The sequence below is a fragment of the uncultured Hyphomicrobium sp. genome (assembly GCF_902826555.1).
Taxonomy (GTDB): Bacteria; Pseudomonadota; Alphaproteobacteria; order Rhizobiales; family Hyphomicrobiaceae; genus Hyphomicrobium_C.
In genome coordinates, this window is sequence record NZ_CADEFI010000001.1 from 160,497 (window position 1) to 175,842 (window position 15,346).

The window sequence follows — 15,346 nt, forward strand, 5'->3', positions numbered from 1 at the left end:
GCATGGGCACGGCGGGCAAGACCGTCAGCGGACGCTGTCTCTGCGGGGCGGTCACGTTCTCGGCCGATGTTGCCAAGCATGATGTCGATGTCTGCCATTGCAGCATGTGCCGGCGCTGGTCGGCGGGACCCTTCATGGGGCTCATGCACGAGGGCGAGGTGGTCTTCGGCGGTGCCGAGAATATCGGCGTCTACAAGTCGTCGGATTGGGGTGAGCGGGCGTTCTGCAAACTCTGTGGCACGCCGCTCTACTGGCATCTTTCGGGATCCGATACCTACTCCTTTTCCGCTGGAGCTCTCGACGATCAGAGCGGGCTCAGGTTCACGATGGAGATCTTCGTCGACGAGAAGCCGGCTTTCTATGAATTCGCCAACGACACATTGCGGCTGACGGGAGCGGAGGCCATGGCCGCGCTCGCGGGCGGCGCGAAGAGCGAAGAGGCGCGCGATGGCTGACGAGCGCGAGGCTTCGGGACACTGCCTCTGCGGCGCCGTGCGCTTTACGGCGACGCTCGTGTCGCACGACGTTCAGGTCTGCCATTGCGGCATGTGCCGACGCTGGACGGGAGGGCCCTTGATGTTCGTCGACGTCGACGGCGCTCCTGCCTTCGAGGGTCGCGAGGCCATCGGCATCTATCGCTCGTCCGAGGTGGGCGAGCGCGGGTTCTGCACGCGCTGCGGCTCCATCCTGTTCTGGAAGGTCGCCGGCGAGGAGCGCTATACGATGGCTGCAGGGTCGCTCGACGACGCTTCGCGCCTGGCGCTCAAGACGGAGATCTTCATCGAGGACAAGCCCGGCTTCTACGATTTTTCGAATGCGACCAAGAAAGTCGTCGGATCGGAGGCCATGGGGGCCTACATCTCCGGCAGCGGCGAAACGAATTGAGATGCGACATGGCTGAGACAGAGATCCGTCCGTTCAACATCAATTTCGGCCCGCAACATCCGGCCGCGCACGGCGTCTTGCGCCTGGTGCTCGAGCTCGACGGCGAGGTCGTGGAGCGGGTCGATCCGCACATCGGCCTCCTGCATCGCGGCACCGAAAAGCTGATCGAGGCCAAGACCTATCTGCAGGCGATCGGCTATTTCGACCGGCTCGACTACGTGGCGCCGATGAATCAGGAGCACGCGTTCTGCCTGGCCGCGGAGCGGCTGCTCGGCATCACGGTGCCCAAGCGCGCGCAGCTCATCCGCGTGCTCTATTCGGAGATCGGACGCCATCTCTCGCATCTCCTCAACGTCACCACACAGGCCATGGACGTCGGCGCACTGACGCCGCCGCTGTGGGGCTTCGAAGAGCGCGAGAAGCTGATGGTGTTTTACGAGCGCGCGTCGGGAAGCCGCATGCACGCCAAGTATTTCCGCATCGGCGGCGTGCATCAGGATCTGCCGGCGGCGCTGATCGACGATATCGACGCGTGGTGCGACGCCTTCCCCAAGGTGCTCGACGATATCGAAGGACTTCTGACCGAGAACCGAATTTTCAAGCAGCGCAACGTCGATATCGGCGTGGTGAGCCTCGAGGACGGGTTCGCGTGGGGCTTCTCGGGCGTGATGGTGCGCGGCTCGGGCGCGGCGTGGGACTTGCGCAAGTCGCAGCCCTACGAGTGTTATTCGGAATTCGATTTCGACATTCCGATCGGCAAGAACGGCGACTGCTACGACCGCTATCTCATCCGCATGCTCGAGATGCGGGAGAGCGTGAAGATCATGAAGCAGTGCATCGCCAAGCTGAGGAGCCCCGAGGGGGCGGGGCCGGTGACGGCCACGAACACGCGCGTTGTGCCGCCGCGCCGGGGCGACATGAAGCGATCGATGGAAGCGCTCATCAACCACTTCAAGCTCTATACCGAAGGCTTCCACGTGCCTCCGGGCGAAGTCTATGCGGCGGTGGAAGCGCCCAAGGGCGAGTTCGGCGTGTATCTGGTGGCCGACGGCTCGAACAAGCCTTACCGCTGCAAAATCCGCGCGCCGGGCTTTCCTCATCTCGCGGCGATGGATTTCATGAACCGTGGCCACATGCTGGCTGACGTGTCGGCGATCCTCGGCTCGCTCGACATCGTGTTCGGCGAGATTGATCGTTAAATCGCTCACGGACCTGCTCGGCCAGCGCGTTGGCGCTGGCCTGGCCCTCCGCGGGGGCGGCGCTTGCGCCGGACCGCCTCGCGGTCTGAGCCCTTCGGGCTGCGGTGTGATCGTTGCCCGCGCCGCTGCGCACTGATCTCGCGATTGAGATCTTGGCCAGCGAGTATCTGAGCCTAAGCCTCGTAGCCTTCGAATATGGGGGCGTCGGCGTGGAGGGCGGCCATTCGGCGCTCCTGCTCCGTGCGGACGGTCCAGGTGAGGAGCGGGAGCCCATTGCGGCGGACGCGCTCCGTGGCGGCGGTCGGAAGTGCGCCGACCTGGTAGGCATAGAATGACGGCGCGGCCTGGCCGCTTTCCAGCAAGCTCGCGAGGGCGCGGCGGCGCGCGTCGGTGAGCGGCGAGTTCGGCCACCATCCGTTGCCGTCGTCATCGAAGTAGGCGCCCGAGACGATGCCGCGCGGGATGTCGGGTGCGAACCGTCCAATCGCTGCCACGACGGCAGGGTCGAACGACATCAACGCGAGCGGGCGCCTGTAGAGCTTGGCGAGACGGGCGATCTCGGACAGGAAGCCGAGATCGGGCTCGGTCCATTCGCTCTTGATCTCGGCGAAGATCGGCACGCGTCCGGCGACCAGAGCCAGGAGCTCGGCGAAGCTCAGGATGCCGGTGACGTCTGCGGATTTGAACGGCAGTTTTGCCGCGCAGGCGGGTTGCAATCCGGTGATGGGGCCGCTGCCGGCCGTGAGGCGCGCGAGGTCGAGGTCGTGGAAGACGAGAGGCGTGCCGTCGGCGGCGGGGCGGAGGTCGCATTCGATGCCGTAGCCTTTGGCGATGGCGGCCTCGAAGGCGGGCGCGGTGTTCTCGACGACGCCCTTGGCGGCATCGTGGAAGCCGCGGTGGGCGATAGGGCGCAGGAAGATCTTGCGGTCGAGCATGCGTTAATGCGCTTTCGCGTTCGTTGAATCGCGACCGCACTTTAACGCCACTCAAAAGGCCCGGGCGACTGTTTCGTGTGGCAGCACGACTCAAAGAGTGCGAGGGGCGCCTGCCAGGATGGCCTCGCGCTTGCGCTTCGAGCATCCCGGCAGGCTCAAAGGTCCAAGACCGACTCTTTGTGGCGTCTTGCCGAGAGGGGTTTGCTAGTCCGCGACGGCGATGATGGCGTCGACCTCGACGGCCGAGCCCATGGGCAGGCTGGCAACGCCGACGGCGGCACGGGTGTGACGGCCCTTGTCGCCCAGCACCTCGACCATGAGGTCGGAGGCGCCGTTGACGACCTTGGGGTGGTCCGGGAAGGTGGGCGTGGCGCTGACGAATCCGGTCAGGCGGACCACCTGCGTGATGCGGTCGAGGTTGCCGAGGGCGGCTTTCGCCTGGGCAAGGATATTCAGTGCGCAGAGGCGTGCGGCGGCCTGGCCGGCCTCGATGCCGACGGTGTCGCCCAAGGTGCCGGTCACGATCTTGCCGTCGGCCGCCTTGGAGATTTGCCCGGAGACGAACAGAAGATTGCCGGAAAAGGTATAAGGCACGTAATTGGCGACGGGATTGGGGGCCTCGGGCAGGGTGATGCCGAGCTCGGCGAGGCGCGCCTCGATGGTGCCGGTCATGTCCGTTCGTCTCCTGGCAATATTAGCGGCCGCTGCATGAGGGGCTTGGCCGTAGAAAGGTCGGGGTTCCTTGTTACCCGCTCGATCGGACTTTGCAATGGGCTGCCAGTACCCTAGATTCCGGCAAAAGGGGGGGACGCAGCGTGTCTGCCCAGGGAACAGGATGAGGCGAATGAGAGATCGTGCTGCGACGCGGGCTTGGAGATCGGGATTGGCCGCCTCGGCGCTCGCGCTTGGAGCCGTGGTGGCGTCGCTGGTCGATGCCTCCGCGGTGCCGATTGCCAAAGAGGTCGTGTTCGCGCCGCACCGGGCTGTTTACGACCTGTCGCTCGACAACACGAATTCAGGATCCGGCGTCGCCGGCGTCAATGGCCGCATCGTCTATGAGCTCAGCGGCAATGCCTGCGAAGGTTATGCGCAGAGCATGCGTTTCGTGACGCAGACGATGAACCAGGAAGGCGACCTGCAGACGACGGACCTCAGGACTTCGAGCTGGGAGGAGGTGCCGGCGAAGCGGCTGAGGTTCTCGACCAGCACCTACCAGAACGAGCTGCCGGCAGAGCAGACGCAGGGCGTCGCCAAGCGCAAGGATGCGAATGGAGCAGCGACCGTCGACCTCGTGCGACCGCAGAAGCGCGAGGTGAAGCTCGCGGGCAATATCTATTTCCCCATCCAGCATTCGATGGCGATTATTCAGGCGGCGCGCGAGGGGCGGACCATTCTCGCGGCCGATCTTTTCGACGGCTCGGAAAGCGGCGACAAGATCTACTCCACCTCGACGGCTATCGGGCGGCAGATGAAACCCGGTGCAGGCCCCGTGGTGTCGCTCACCAAAGGTGTCTCCAATCTCGATCAGGTGCCGTCGTGGCCGATCTCGGTCAGCTATTTCGCGCCGACGCAGGGGCCGGGGGATGCGGTGCCGCTCTACGAGATGAGCTATCGCTTCCACGACAACGGCGTGACGAGCTCCTTGCGCATCAATCACGGCGATTTCGCCATCAAAGGCGAGCTCAAGGAACTCACGTACTTCGAGGCCTCGCCCTGCAAGAGCCCGGCGCCCTGACGTTGGCGATCTAGGGCGCTACCAGAGCCAGGCGGCGCCGCGGACGCCGCTGGCATCGCCCCATTTGGGCGGCCGGATGTCGATGTTTTTCACATCCGAGAAGACGTAGGGCGCGGCGAGGCGCGGGACGGCTTCGTAGAGATGCGGCAGCTTCGAGAGCCCGCCGCCGAGCACGATCACCTCCGGGTCGACGACGTTGATGATGTGAGCGATCCCGCGCGCGAGGCGCGAGGCGTGGCGGTCCAGGCTCGTTTGCGCCGCGGGTTCTCCGAGCTTGGCGCGGGCGACGATCTCGTGTCCGGAGACGAGTTCGCCGGTGCGGCGCCTGTAGTCGGAGGAGAGGCCCGTGCCCGAGGCCCACATCTCCATGCACCCCTTGCGTCCGCACCAGCATTCCGGCCCGGGATGCTCGTCAGGCTCGCTCCAGGGCAGCGGGTTGTGGCCCCATTCGCCGCCGATGCCGCGCGCGCCTTCGAGCACGCGGCCGTCGATGACGATACCGCCGCCGCAGCCGGTGCCGATGATGACGCCGAACACGGAGCGCGCGCCGGCGGCGGCGCCGTCGACGGCCTCGGAGAGGGCAAAGCAGTTGGCATCGTTAGCCAGGCGCAGGGGGCGTTCGAGGACCCGCTCGAGATCCTCGCGCAGGGGCTGGCCGTTGAGCCATGTCGAGTTGGCGTTGCGAACGAGGCCCGTCACCGGTGACAAGGAGCCCGGCATGCCGATGCCGACGGTGGTGACGCCGCCGCCGACCTCGGCTTCGAGCGCGCGAACGATGTCCGTCAACGCGGTGACGGTGGCCTGATAGTCGCCTTGCGGAGCGAGGATGCGCATGCGCGCGATCTCCTCGCCGTCCGGCGCCAGAACGCGACCTTCGATCTTGGTGCCGCCGAGGTCGAGCCCCATGCGCTTCGCGGCCTTCTCACTCACCGGTTGCTCCAAGGCCAAGGGCGCGGGCGAGCGTTGCGCGAGAGGGGCCGACGGTCTCCGGGGCGATGCCCTTGGCCGCTGTAAATACAAGCAAAAGAGATTCGTCGGAGAGAACGTGATCGAGGACGGCGAGCAGGGTTTCGGGCCGGTCAGCGACGGCCCGCAACTCGTCGGGGCCGATTCCGGTCAGGGCCAGGAACCGGCCCAGGCGGGGGCCGTCCTCGGCCAGAAAAGTGAGGGCGGAAAGAGCCAGCATCGCGGCGTCCTCGGGGGCTTGTGCGGCGCCTCTTTTCAGCATGCGGCGGGTCTCCTTTTCTCGTGTCAACTCCGTGGCTTGGCCCGGGGTTGCAGGGGGGTGCCCATGTTTCAACAGTTGCTTAAGCTAAGGGGTGCACACTGCGCTCCATATGGCCCGCAGAATCGGTGCAGTTAAAGGCGGGCAGGTGCGAACCTTCGACGATGACCTATCAGGAGACGAGAATGGCCGTCGAGGGCCAGAAGCAGGGGGTCGCTCCCCGTGCGCCGAAGACTGTGCTGATCGTGGAGGACAATGAGCTCAACATGAAGCTCTTCCACGATCTTCTCGATGCCTACGGATACCTGACGGTGCAGACGCGGAACGGGCTCGATGCCCTGACGCTGGCCCGCGTGCATCGCCCGGATCTCATTCTCATGGACATCCAGCTTCCGGAAGTTTCGGGGCTCGAGGTGACGCGGTGGCTGAAAGAGGACGATGAGCTGCGCGATATTCCGGTCGTCGCGGTCACGGCTTTCGCCATGAAGGGAGACGAGGAGCGCATCCGGTCTGGCGGGTGCGAGGCTTATGTGTCCAAGCCGATCTCCGTCGCCGTTTTTCTCGACACTGTCAGACGCTTTGTGGGGGATGCCTGAGCCACGCCCCGTGAAGCGTGATCATGCGTAGTGTTTTGAGAGTTTTGTCATGACTGCACGCGTTCTTGTCGTCGACGACATTCTGGCCAACGTCAAACTGCTTCAGGCCAGGCTCGAGGCCGAGTATTTCGAAGTCCTCACCGCCTTCAACGGCCACGACGCCATCGAGATTTGCCAGAAGCAGCGCGTGGACGTGGTGCTGCTCGATGTGATGATGCCGGGCCTCGACGGTTTCGAGGTTTGCCGCAGACTCAAGCTCTCGCCGCAGACGCTGCACATTCCGGTGGTGATGGTGACGGCGCTGGACCAGACCGCCGACAAGATCCAGGGGCTCGATGCGGGCGCCGACGACTTCCTCACCAAACCCGTCGACGACATCGCGCTGGTGACGCGCGTCAAGAGCCTCGCCCGGCTCAAGATGCTCAATGACGAAATGCTGATGCGCGTCACGACGAGCCGGGAAATGGGCTTGTCCGACGACGACATGCTGGCGCGCGTGCTGGCAGACAAACCGGGCCGGCTGCTGGTGGTGGACGATCATCCCCGTTCGTCGTCACGCGTCATGTCGGCCTTGACCAAGGTGCACGAAGCCTACATCGAGGCCAATCCGCAAGCCGCGCTCATGTATCTCGCGGAGCAGCCGTTCGATCTCCTGGTCACGTCCCTCAACCTGCAGAACTCGGACGGATTGCGGCTCTGCTCGCAGGTGCGCTCGCTCGATCGCACGCGCCATCTGCCGATCGTCGTCATGGCAGATCCGGGCGACGAGGCGCGCCTGTTGCGTGGTCTCGACATGGGCATCAACGACTACCTGATGCGCCCGGTGGACCGGCACGAGCTGCTGGCACGCGTGAAGACTCAGATCAAGCGCAAGCGGTTCTCGGATCATCTGCGCAACCAGATCCGCGAGAGCGTGGAGCTTTCGGTCACCGACCCGCTGACCGGGTTGCACAACCGGCGCTATATGGAGCGCCATCTCAAGACGCTGATCGCGGATGCCGCCCGTACGGGCCGTACGCTCTCGGTGTTGATCGCCGACATCGACCATTTCAAGCGTGTCAACGACACCTATGGGCACGATGCCGGCGACGCGGTGCTCAAGGAATTCTCCGATCGCTTCCGCCGCTACACGCGTGGCGTGGACCTCGCTTGCCGCCTCGGCGGCGAGGAATTCCTCATCATCATGCCCGATACGGACAAAGCTCTGGCCCGGCAGGTGGGCGAGAGGGTGCGTGAGTGTGTCGCAGTTCATCCGTTCAAAGCGGGGCAAAACCAGGATCTTTGGGTTACAGCAAGTGTCGGGCTTGCAACCTGGGAGGGTGAGGGAGATACATCCGAAGCGCTTTTCAAACGCGCGGACACTGCTCTCTACGCCGCCAAACGTCAGGGAAGAAACCAAGTCGTGGCGGCTGCGGCCTAATCCTCGGGAGGGTGGCAACTCCTTTACATGACTTGGAGAATTTAGTTTGTCCTGCGGCTGATCAATTGCAACGGCGCGAGCATTTGTAGGCGCCGCTTGCGAGTGTCCGGCAGCCGAAATCGGCCGCGCTCGACGAATTAACTAATGGCCGACTCGGCATGCGTGTTCGCCACGCAATGGTCAAGCTCCAACTTGCAATTGCCAAAATGTTCTGACAGACTTTCGTAGTGGAGGGGAATTCAAAACAAATTTCGCCCGGAAATCGTTTGGCTGCCCGTTGCCCTTCGCGCCAAAGTTTCAGGGCATTTCAGTTCCCGCGGCCCATCGGGTCCGCCGCATCTCCTGATGGAGCGGGAAATTGTAGTGGGCCGCGACGGATGGGGTTACCTCCTCAGTTACGCCGTTTCTGCACCGCTACGACACCAGGTGGAACGTCAACGCCCTCTTTGACACCATCTGGTCACTAGGCCAGGGTCCGTGGCTTACTCGGAATGCTTACCCCGCTGCCGAGCCGGTTACGGACCCTGGTTGAGGGCCTTCCTTCAAGCTTCGTGATTTCGGGCTTCCGTGCCTATCCGGAAGCGGGTCGCATTATGGCCGACCCTTCAGCCGCTTGTTTGCAATCGTGCTCAATTGCACGTCTGCGGCTTGGCACTACTTAATCTTCGTTTCCTTGAATTCGACGTGCTTGCGCACGACCGGGTCGTAGCGCTTGAAAACGAGCTTCTCGGTCGACGTGCGCGGGTTTTTCTTGGTGACGTAGAAGAAGCCCGTTCCCGCGGTCGAGAGCAGCTTGATCTTCTGTGTGATCTGCTTGGCCATTGGTCTTTAGACCTCAGAGTGGAATACTTCTCAAATTCGGATCCGGCACCATACTGATGGCGCCTCGGGTGTCAAGCCAGATGGCCGCGACCGATTATTCACGGCCCTGACAGGCCATCGGGCGCTGCAGCAGCGTCCGTTCGAAGCGGCCGTGGCGGTGGAAGTAAAAGGGCACGGGACCGGTCCGCGGCGCGTCGACCGGCCGGCTCAAGAGGGCCGCGATATCCTCCAGCACATGCGTCGTAATGGAGGCCACCTTGAGGGATCTCGCCTTATCGATCGTAAACCAATCGATATCCAGGAGCTCGCCGTCGACGCGGTCGGCACGATGGGCAATCTCGGATGCATCGACGATGAAGAAGCGGGTGTCATAGCGGCGTGGGCGTCCGGGCGGCGTGACGGCGCGGGCGAAGAACGAGAGCCCTTGAAGCCGCGGGTTGAAGCCCTCGGCGAGGAATGCACTCCAGCTTCCCGCGCGATCATGCACCCCTGCACCGGGCTCTCCGACGATGAAGCCCGCCTCCTCATAGGTTTCGCGCACCGCCGCCAGCGCGAGGGCGGAGGCGCGGGTGTCCGTCACTCGACCGCGCATGGCGGTCTTGAGGCCTTCGATCTCGTGTGACGGCAGCGCGTGGCGGCGTGCGAGCGTGCGGTCTGCCGCTTCGACGCGGCCGCCCGGAAAGACAAAGGTGTCGGGGAGGAAGACCTGATCGGGACGGCGGCGCCCCATGAGGACACGCGGTTCGTTTGCTGCGCGATCGACAATGATCAGCGTTGCCGCATCGCGTGGGCGTAGGACGGTGCGTGGCGCAACCTGGCGCTTCTCCGATGCGGCGACTCGCGTCTCCGACATGGTGCGCTCCTCGCTGCTCAATGGGCGCTGGGATCAGGCACGGGATCGTCGGTCGCGCCGCCGAAGCCGTGCATCCGCAGAGCCCATTGCAGGCCAATGAGCGTGCCTTTGACGCGCGGCAGGAGCACGAGACTCAAGGCGACCGTCAGCGGCATCCACAGCGCGAGGTGCACCCAGCTCGGCGGCGCAAAGGCCTTCTCGAGAACGAGTACGCCACCGATTACGACGTGCCCAACCACGACCATGGTGAAGTAAGGGGGGGCGTCGTCGGCGCGCTGGTGAAAGAGCTCCTCGCCGCAGGCGGGGCAGGTATCGAGCACCTTCAAGTACTTTCCGTACAGCGCTCCCTTTCCGCAGGCCGGGCATTTCTGCCTCCATCCGCGGAGCATGGACATCTTGATGTCGCGCTTCGGCAGGGTTTCCGCCGGCGGAGCTACCTCAAACTCGATCATGAAGAAACCTATCCTGTGGTGTCCCAACATAATTCCAACGACCGGCCGCCGAAACGCGACATCGTTGTCCTGCGGATCTTTACGTAGGGGGGCTCAACGCCGGCGGCCCGAGCGATGACGGAAGCGGTGCGCACCTTTGATGTGTGCGACGTTGCCCTTTTTGCCGGGCGTCAGCATCTCGAAGCGGATGGCGCCTGCGGACGGGATGACCTCGACCAGGCGCACGGTCACGGGATCGCCGAGCTGGAACGTCTCGCCGCTGCGGTTGCCGACCAGCGCATGGGCTTCCTCGACGTGCGAGAAGAAGTCCTGGCCGAGCGTCGAGACGGGCACGAAGCCGTCGGCCCCGGTCTCCTTAAGTTTAACGAACAGCCCCGATCGCGTGACGCCGGCGATGCGGCCTTCGAAGTTGGCGTCGATGCGATCCGCAAGATGAGCGGCGATGAGGCGGTCGATGGTCTCGCGCTCCGCCGCCATGGCGCGGCGCTCGGCGTCCGATATCTCTTTCGCGGTGTCGGCAAGGCGCGTGGCTTCCTGGTCTTCCAGGCCGCCCGCTCCGAGCTTCAAGGCGCGGATCAGCGCGCGATGCACGAGGAGATCCGCATAGCGGCGGATAGGCGAGGTGAAGTGAGCGTACTTCGCGAGATTGAGGCCGAAGTGGCCGATGTTGCTCGGATGATATTCAGCCTGGGCCTGTGAGCGCAGGATGACCTCGTTGACGAGCTCGGGGACGGGCAGCGTCTTGGCGCGTGCCAGAATGCGGTTGAAGGCTTCGGGTTTCAGGCCGGTGCCGACGGCGAGCTTGAGATCCAAAGTCTCGAGGAAGTCGCGCAGGTTCTTGATCTTCTCCTTCGAGGGCTCGTCGTGAACGCGGTAGACGAGGGGCGTCCTCATGTGCTCCAGCGTCTCGGCGGCGGCGACGTTGGCCTGGATCATGAACTCCTCGATCAAGCGGTGCGCGTCGAGGCGCTCCGGGATGACGACGCGCGCGACGCGGCCGTCGGAATCGAGAAGGATCTTGCGCTCGGGAAGATCGAGATCGAGGGGGCCGCGCTCGTCGCGTGCGCGCGACAGCGCGGCATAGGCCTGCCACAGCGGCAGGAGCGCGCGCTGCATGAGAGGCGCGCATTTCGCGCTCACATTGCCGTCGATGGCCGCCTGAGCCTCCTGATAGGACAGCTTGGCAGCGCTTTTCATTGCGGCGCGAACGAACTCATGGCGTCGCTTCTTGCCGCCGGCGTCGAAGATCATGCGCACGGCGAGGCACGGACGATCCTCGAGCTCACGCAGCGAGCAGAGGTCGTTCGAGATGCGCTCGGGCAGCATCGGCACGACGCGGTCGGGGAAGTAGACCGAGTTGCCGCGGAGCTGGGCCTCCTTGTCGAGGCGCGTGCCGGGGCGGACATAGTGGGCGACGTCGGCGATGGCGACGATGACGACAAACCCGCCGCGGTTCTTCGGATCGGAGTCGGGCTCGGCGTAGACGGCGTCGTCATGATCGCGGGCGTCGACCGGATCGATGGTGAGCAGCGGCACGTCGCGCAGATCGGTGCGGCCTTCGAGCGTGAACGGCTGCAGGGCTTCACTCTCCGCGATCACGGAAGCCGGGAAGTCGTCCGGAAGCCCGTGCGCGTGCACGGCGATGAGGCTGATCTTGCGTTGATCGTCGGGATTGCCGAGGGCTTCGAGGACGCGAGCTTCCGTCACCGAGTGGCGGTGCTTGGCGGAGAGATCGAAGCGGACGAGGTCGCCGTCCTTGGCGCCGCCGTCGTTGCCGGGGCGGACTTGCCAGGCGCGCAGCTCCTTGCGGTCGATGGGCTCGATGGTGCCGCCTCCGCCTTTGCGGGTGCGGAAGATGCCGAGCAGGCGGCGCCGGTCGCGTGGCAGGATCTTGATGGGCTCGGCTTCATAGGTGTGCCCCTCGACGTCGGGCGCCTCCAGCTCGGTGATGCGGGCGAGGATGCGGTCGCCGATGCCGATGGCGGTGCCTTCGCGCTCGGGACCTTGGGCGCGATGCGTGAGAACGAGCACGGCGGGAGGCTCGCCGTCGGCCTCTTTCCAGACGGCGGGACGCGCGATGAGGTCACCGTCGTCGTCGCGGGCGGTGACCTCGAGAACGGTGACGGGCGGCAGCTTGCCCTTTTCGTGCAGATCACGCTTGGTGCCCGAGAGCGAGCCTTCGGCGGCCATCTCGGCGAGCAGCTTTTTCAAGGCGACGCGCGCTTCGCCCTTGATGTTGAACGCGCGGGCGATCTCGCGCTTGCCTGCCTTGCCCTCCTGCTCGCGCAGGAAGGTGAGGATTTCCTCGCGCGAGGGCAGGGCGTCGTCGCGCCGCCGCCCTCTGGCCGGCACGTTGCGGAAGCCCTTCCTCGCCCCCTTGTGCGCCGGTCTTCCCGCGGGCGGCTTCCTGGCCATGTGTGTCAGCTTTCGGCGTCGGCCTTGGCCGCGCTTTTCTTCGGCTTGGGCGGCGCTTTCTTGCCAACCGCTTTCGCAGCCTTCGGCTTCGCCTTGGCAGGCTTGGCGTCGTTGTCGTCGTCCTTGGCCTTGGTGGCCTTGGGCTTCGCCGCAGCTTTCTTGGCGGGCTTCTTGCCGCCGCCCTTGGCGATGCGCTCCTGAAGCAGGCGGATGGCGTCGTCGATCGCCAACGTTTCAGGGTTGGTACCCTTGGGGACCGTGGCGTTGACTTTGTTCCAGCTGACGTAGGGACCGTACTTGCCGTCCAGCACCTGGATCTTGCCGCCGCCGCCCGGATGCTCGCCCAGGTCCTTGAGCACGGTCTTGACGGCCGCGCGGCCGAAGCGGTTGCCTTTGCCAGCGCGCTTTTCGGCCAAGAGCGTCACGGCGCGGTTGAGCCCGACCGTGAACACGTCCTCGATGCTGTCGACGTTGGCGTATGTGCCGTCGTGCTGGATGAAGGGGCCGTAACGACCGAGGCCGGCCATGATGGGCGTGCCGGTCTCGGGGTGGATGCCGACCTCGCGCGGCAGCGACAGCAGCTGCATGGCCCTCTCGAAGTCGATGGTCGCGGCGTCGATACCCTTGGGGATCGACGAACGCTTCGGCTTCTCGTCGCCCTCACCCTCACCGAGCTGAAGGTAGGGGCCGAAACGGCCACTCTTCACGAGCACCGGTAATCCGCTTTCGGGGTCGAAGCCAAGCTCGCGGTCGCCGCCGGCGCCGTTGGCGTCGCCGGTCAACTGACGCGTGTATTTGCAGTCCGGGTAGTTGCCGCAGCCGATGAAGGCGCCGTTCTTGCCGGAAATCTTGAGCGAGAGGCGCCCCGTGCCGCACTTGGGGCAAAGGCGCGGGTCGGAGCCGTCCTCCTTGGCCGGGAAGATGTGCGGGCCCAAGAGCTCGTTCAGCGCCTCGAGCACGTCGCCGACGCGCAGGTCCTTGATTTCTTCGACGGCTTTCGTGAAGTCGCGCCAGAAATCGCGCAGCACCTCTTTGTACTCCAGGTCGCCGGCGGAGATGAGGTCGAGCTTTTCCTCGAGGTCGGCGGTGAAATCGAACTCGACGTATTTCTTGAAGAAGCTCTCGAGGAAGGCGATGACGAGGCGGCCTTTGTCCTCTGGGATCAGCCGCTTCTTGTCGATGCGGACGTAATCGCGCTCCTGAAGCACGGCCAGCGTCGAGGCGTAGGTCGAGGGACGGCCGATGCCGAGCTCTTCCATCTTCTTGACGAGGGTCGCCTCGGAATAGCGCGGCGGAGGCTGAGTAAAGTGCTGCTCCGCCTCGATCTCCCGGTCGGTCAGCTTGTCGCCGCTCTTGAGCGCGGGCAGGCGGCGGCTTGCGTCCTCCTCGTCGGAGGGATCATCCTTGCCCTTGTTGATGGTCAGCACGCGGTCGTCGCGGCCTTCGTCATACACCTTGAGAAAGCCTTCGAACTCGATGATGGAGCCGGTGGCGCGCAGCGTGTAGGTCTTGCCGTCGCGGCCCTTGACCTCGATGTCGGCGGTGGTCTGTTTCACTTCGGCCGAGGCCATCTGGCTCGCCACCGCGCGCTTCCAGATCAGTTCGTAGAGGCGCGCCTGGTCCTTCTGGAGATAGCGCGCGACGTCGGCGGGCTTCCTCGTGACATCGGTCGGACGGATCGCCTCGTGCGCTTCCTGGGCGTTCTTGGCCTTGGTCTTGTACTCGCGGATGAAGGGAGCGACGTAGCGCTGGGAATACTCGCGCGCGACGAGGCCGCGAATGGCGTTGATCGCCTCGGGTACGATGGTAACGCCGTCGGTTCGCATGTAGGTGATGAGGCCGACGGTCTCGCCGCCGACGTCGACACCTTCATAGAGGCGCTGGGCGACCTGCATGGTCTGCTTGGCGGAGAAGCCGAGCTTGCGGGAGGCGTCCATCTGCAGCGTCGAGGTCATGAACGGCGCATAGGGGTTGCGCTTCACATCCTTGCTGTCGATGGAAACGACGCGGAACTCGCCTTTCTCGATGGCGCGCTTGATGGCGAACGCGGTCGCTTCGTCCTTGATGTCGAGCTTCTTCAAGGCCGTGCCGCCGACGGCCTGCAGGCGTGCCGGGAACACCTCGTTCGCCTGGGTCGCAAGCGTGGCCTCGATGGTCCAGTACTCGTCGGTCCGGAAGGCTTCGATCTCGGCCTCGCGGTCGCAGACGAGGCGCAGCGCCACCGACTGCACGCGGCCGGCCGAGCGGGCGCCCGGAAGCTTGCGCCAGAGAACGGGCGAGAGCGTGAAGCCGACGAGGTAGTCGAGAGCGCGCCGGGCGAGGTAGGCGTCGACGAGCGGCTCGTCGATCTGGCGCGGCTCGGCGAGGGCGGCCAGGATCGCCTGCTTGGTGACGGCATTGAAGGCCACGCGCTCGATCTCGAGGCCCTTTTTCAAAGCTTTCTTCTGTCCGAGAATCTCGAGCAGGTGCCAGGAGATGGCCTCGCCCTCGCGATCAGGGTCGGTCGCCAGGATCAGCTTGTCGGCTGTTTTCACCGCCTCGGCGATCTCGCGGATGATCTTCTGGGAGCCCGAGTCGATCTCCCAGGTCATTTCAAAGTCCTTGTCGGGCACCACCGAGCCGTCCTTGGACGGCAAGTCGCGCACGTGGCCGAAAGAAGCCAGGACTTTATAATTGCCGCCCAAGTACTTATTGATCGTCTTGGCCTTGGCAGCCGATTCCACGATGACGACGTTCATATGCGCTTTCTTGGCCTCCGGCACGACCGCGCTGGCAAAATCTGCCGCTGCCGCTCTACCCAGGATTGCCC

The 15,346-nt window shown here is 64.7% G+C and carries 15 protein-coding genes; 6 read left to right on the forward strand and 9 right to left on the reverse strand.

Annotated features, from left to right (window positions below; all coding sequences use genetic code 11):
* The first annotated feature begins 2 nt into the window (after positions 1–2).
* The 3 genes from QZV93_RS00770 to QZV93_RS00780 are packed head-to-tail and all read left to right on the forward strand — an operon-like array spanning position 3 to position 2,084.
* Positions 3–455 (forward strand): GFA family protein, encoded by a 453-nt coding sequence (locus QZV93_RS00770; protein WP_295555131.1) that lies wholly within the window; start codon positions 3–5, stop codon positions 453–455.
* A complete protein-coding gene (locus tag QZV93_RS00775; RefSeq protein ID WP_295555133.1) occupies positions 448–885 on the forward strand; it encodes a GFA family protein in 438 nt (145 codons plus the stop codon). The genes QZV93_RS00770 and QZV93_RS00775 overlap by 8 nt, the downstream gene beginning before the upstream one ends.
* 8 nt (positions 886–893) lie before the next feature.
* Positions 894–2,084, forward strand: a complete 1,191-nt coding sequence (locus QZV93_RS00780) for an NADH-quinone oxidoreductase subunit D (RefSeq protein WP_295555135.1) — start codon at positions 894–896, stop codon at positions 2,082–2,084.
* A gap of 173 nt (positions 2,085–2,257) precedes the next feature.
* On the opposite strand, the gene QZV93_RS00785 is transcribed toward QZV93_RS00780, so the two are convergent.
* Both QZV93_RS00785 and QZV93_RS00790 read right to left on the reverse strand, forming a co-directional pair.
* Complete coding sequence (locus QZV93_RS00785; RefSeq protein WP_295555137.1) at positions 2,258–3,019, reverse strand: glycerophosphodiester phosphodiesterase family protein; 762 nt, start codon at positions 3,017–3,019, stop codon at positions 2,258–2,260.
* Positions 3,020–3,223: 204 nt separating this feature from the next.
* Positions 3,224–3,691 (reverse strand): RidA family protein, encoded by a 468-nt coding sequence (locus QZV93_RS00790; protein ID WP_295555138.1) that lies wholly within the window; start codon positions 3,689–3,691, stop codon positions 3,224–3,226.
* Positions 3,692–3,863: 172 nt separating this feature from the next.
* Here QZV93_RS00790 and QZV93_RS00795 point away from each other — a divergent pair, with 172 nt between their 5' ends.
* Positions 3,864–4,754, forward strand: coding sequence for a cell envelope integrity EipB family protein (locus QZV93_RS00795; RefSeq protein ID WP_295555139.1), 891 nt, complete (start codon positions 3,864–3,866; stop codon positions 4,752–4,754).
* A gap of 18 nt (positions 4,755–4,772) precedes the next feature.
* Here the strand turns inward: QZV93_RS00795 and QZV93_RS00800 are convergent, their stop codons facing one another.
* A complete protein-coding gene (locus QZV93_RS00800) occupies positions 4,773–5,660 on the reverse strand; it encodes an ROK family protein (protein ID WP_295555347.1) in 888 nt (295 codons plus the stop codon).
* A gap of 16 nt (positions 5,661–5,676) precedes the next feature.
* Entirely contained in the window at positions 5,677–5,982 is a 306-nt protein-coding gene (locus QZV93_RS00805; protein ID WP_295555141.1) for a DUF3572 domain-containing protein, read from the reverse strand.
* A gap of 182 nt (positions 5,983–6,164) precedes the next feature.
* Here QZV93_RS00805 and QZV93_RS00810 point away from each other — a divergent pair, with 182 nt between their 5' ends.
* A complete protein-coding gene (locus QZV93_RS00810) occupies positions 6,165–6,575 on the forward strand; it encodes a response regulator (protein WP_295555142.1) in 411 nt (136 codons plus the stop codon).
* Positions 6,576–6,624: 49 nt separating this feature from the next.
* Positions 6,625–7,995 (forward strand): PleD family two-component system response regulator, encoded by a 1,371-nt coding sequence (locus tag QZV93_RS00815; protein ID WP_295555143.1) that lies wholly within the window; start codon positions 6,625–6,627, stop codon positions 7,993–7,995.
* 654 nt (positions 7,996–8,649) lie between these two features.
* On the opposite strand, the gene rpmG is transcribed toward QZV93_RS00815, so the two are convergent.
* The 5 genes from rpmG to topA all read right to left on the reverse strand — a co-directional run bounded on the left by rpmG (position 8,650) and on the right by topA (position 15,275).
* Positions 8,650–8,817, reverse strand: coding sequence for a 50S ribosomal protein L33 (gene rpmG, locus QZV93_RS00820; RefSeq protein WP_020087301.1), 168 nt, complete (start codon positions 8,815–8,817; stop codon positions 8,650–8,652).
* A gap of 94 nt (positions 8,818–8,911) precedes the next feature.
* Positions 8,912–9,670, reverse strand: coding sequence for an NUDIX domain-containing protein (locus QZV93_RS00825; RefSeq protein ID WP_295555145.1), 759 nt, complete (start codon positions 9,668–9,670; stop codon positions 8,912–8,914).
* Positions 9,671–9,687: 17 nt separating this feature from the next.
* On the reverse strand, positions 9,688–10,122 hold the full coding sequence (locus QZV93_RS00830) for a DUF983 domain-containing protein (protein WP_295555147.1): 435 nt from the start codon (positions 10,120–10,122) through the stop codon (positions 9,688–9,690).
* 93 nt (positions 10,123–10,215) lie between these two features.
* A complete protein-coding gene (gene rnr / locus QZV93_RS00835; protein WP_295555149.1) occupies positions 10,216–12,537 on the reverse strand; it encodes a ribonuclease R in 2,322 nt (773 codons plus the stop codon).
* A gap of 5 nt (positions 12,538–12,542) precedes the next feature.
* Complete coding sequence (topA, locus tag QZV93_RS00840) at positions 12,543–15,275, reverse strand: type I DNA topoisomerase (protein WP_295555151.1); 2,733 nt, start codon at positions 15,273–15,275, stop codon at positions 12,543–12,545.
* Between the last annotated feature and the right edge of the window lie 71 nt (positions 15,276–15,346).

What these genes read in the sequence shown, in the direction of transcription:
- QZV93_RS00785 (WP_295555137.1), bottom strand. Translation starts at nt 3,019, where the DNA reads ATGCTCGACCGCAAGATCTTCCTGCGCCCTATCGCCCACCGCGGCTTC.
- QZV93_RS00805 (WP_295555141.1), bottom strand. Translation starts at nt 5,982, where the DNA reads ATGCTGAAAAGAGGCGCCGCACAAGCCCCCGAGGACGCCGCGATGCTG.
- QZV93_RS00790 (WP_295555138.1), bottom strand. Translation starts at nt 3,691, where the DNA reads ATGACCGGCACCATCGAGGCGCGCCTCGCCGAGCTCGGCATCACCCTG.
- QZV93_RS00775 (WP_295555133.1), top strand. Translation starts at nt 448, where the DNA reads ATGGCTGACGAGCGCGAGGCTTCGGGACACTGCCTCTGCGGCGCCGTG.
- QZV93_RS00815 (WP_295555143.1), top strand. Translation starts at nt 6,625, where the DNA reads ATGACTGCACGCGTTCTTGTCGTCGACGACATTCTGGCCAACGTCAAA.
- QZV93_RS00770 (WP_295555131.1), top strand. Translation starts at nt 3, where the DNA reads ATGGGCACGGCGGGCAAGACCGTCAGCGGACGCTGTCTCTGCGGGGCG.
- rpmG (WP_020087301.1), bottom strand. Translation starts at nt 8,817, where the DNA reads ATGGCCAAGCAGATCACACAGAAGATCAAGCTGCTCTCGACCGCGGGA.
- rnr (WP_295555149.1), bottom strand. Translation starts at nt 12,537, where the DNA reads ATGGCCAGGAAGCCGCCCGCGGGAAGACCGGCGCACAAGGGGGCGAGG.
- QZV93_RS00795 (WP_295555139.1), top strand. Translation starts at nt 3,864, where the DNA reads ATGAGAGATCGTGCTGCGACGCGGGCTTGGAGATCGGGATTGGCCGCC.
- QZV93_RS00830 (WP_295555147.1), bottom strand. Translation starts at nt 10,122, where the DNA reads ATGATCGAGTTTGAGGTAGCTCCGCCGGCGGAAACCCTGCCGAAGCGC.
- topA (WP_295555151.1), bottom strand. Translation starts at nt 15,275, where the DNA reads ATGAACGTCGTCATCGTGGAATCGGCTGCCAAGGCCAAGACGATCAAT.
- QZV93_RS00780 (WP_295555135.1), top strand. Translation starts at nt 894, where the DNA reads ATGGCTGAGACAGAGATCCGTCCGTTCAACATCAATTTCGGCCCGCAA.
- QZV93_RS00825 (WP_295555145.1), bottom strand. Translation starts at nt 9,670, where the DNA reads ATGTCGGAGACGCGAGTCGCCGCATCGGAGAAGCGCCAGGTTGCGCCA.
- QZV93_RS00800 (WP_295555347.1), bottom strand. Translation starts at nt 5,660, where the DNA reads ATGGGGCTCGACCTCGGCGGCACCAAGATCGAAGGTCGCGTTCTGGCG.
- QZV93_RS00810 (WP_295555142.1), top strand. Translation starts at nt 6,165, where the DNA reads ATGGCCGTCGAGGGCCAGAAGCAGGGGGTCGCTCCCCGTGCGCCGAAG.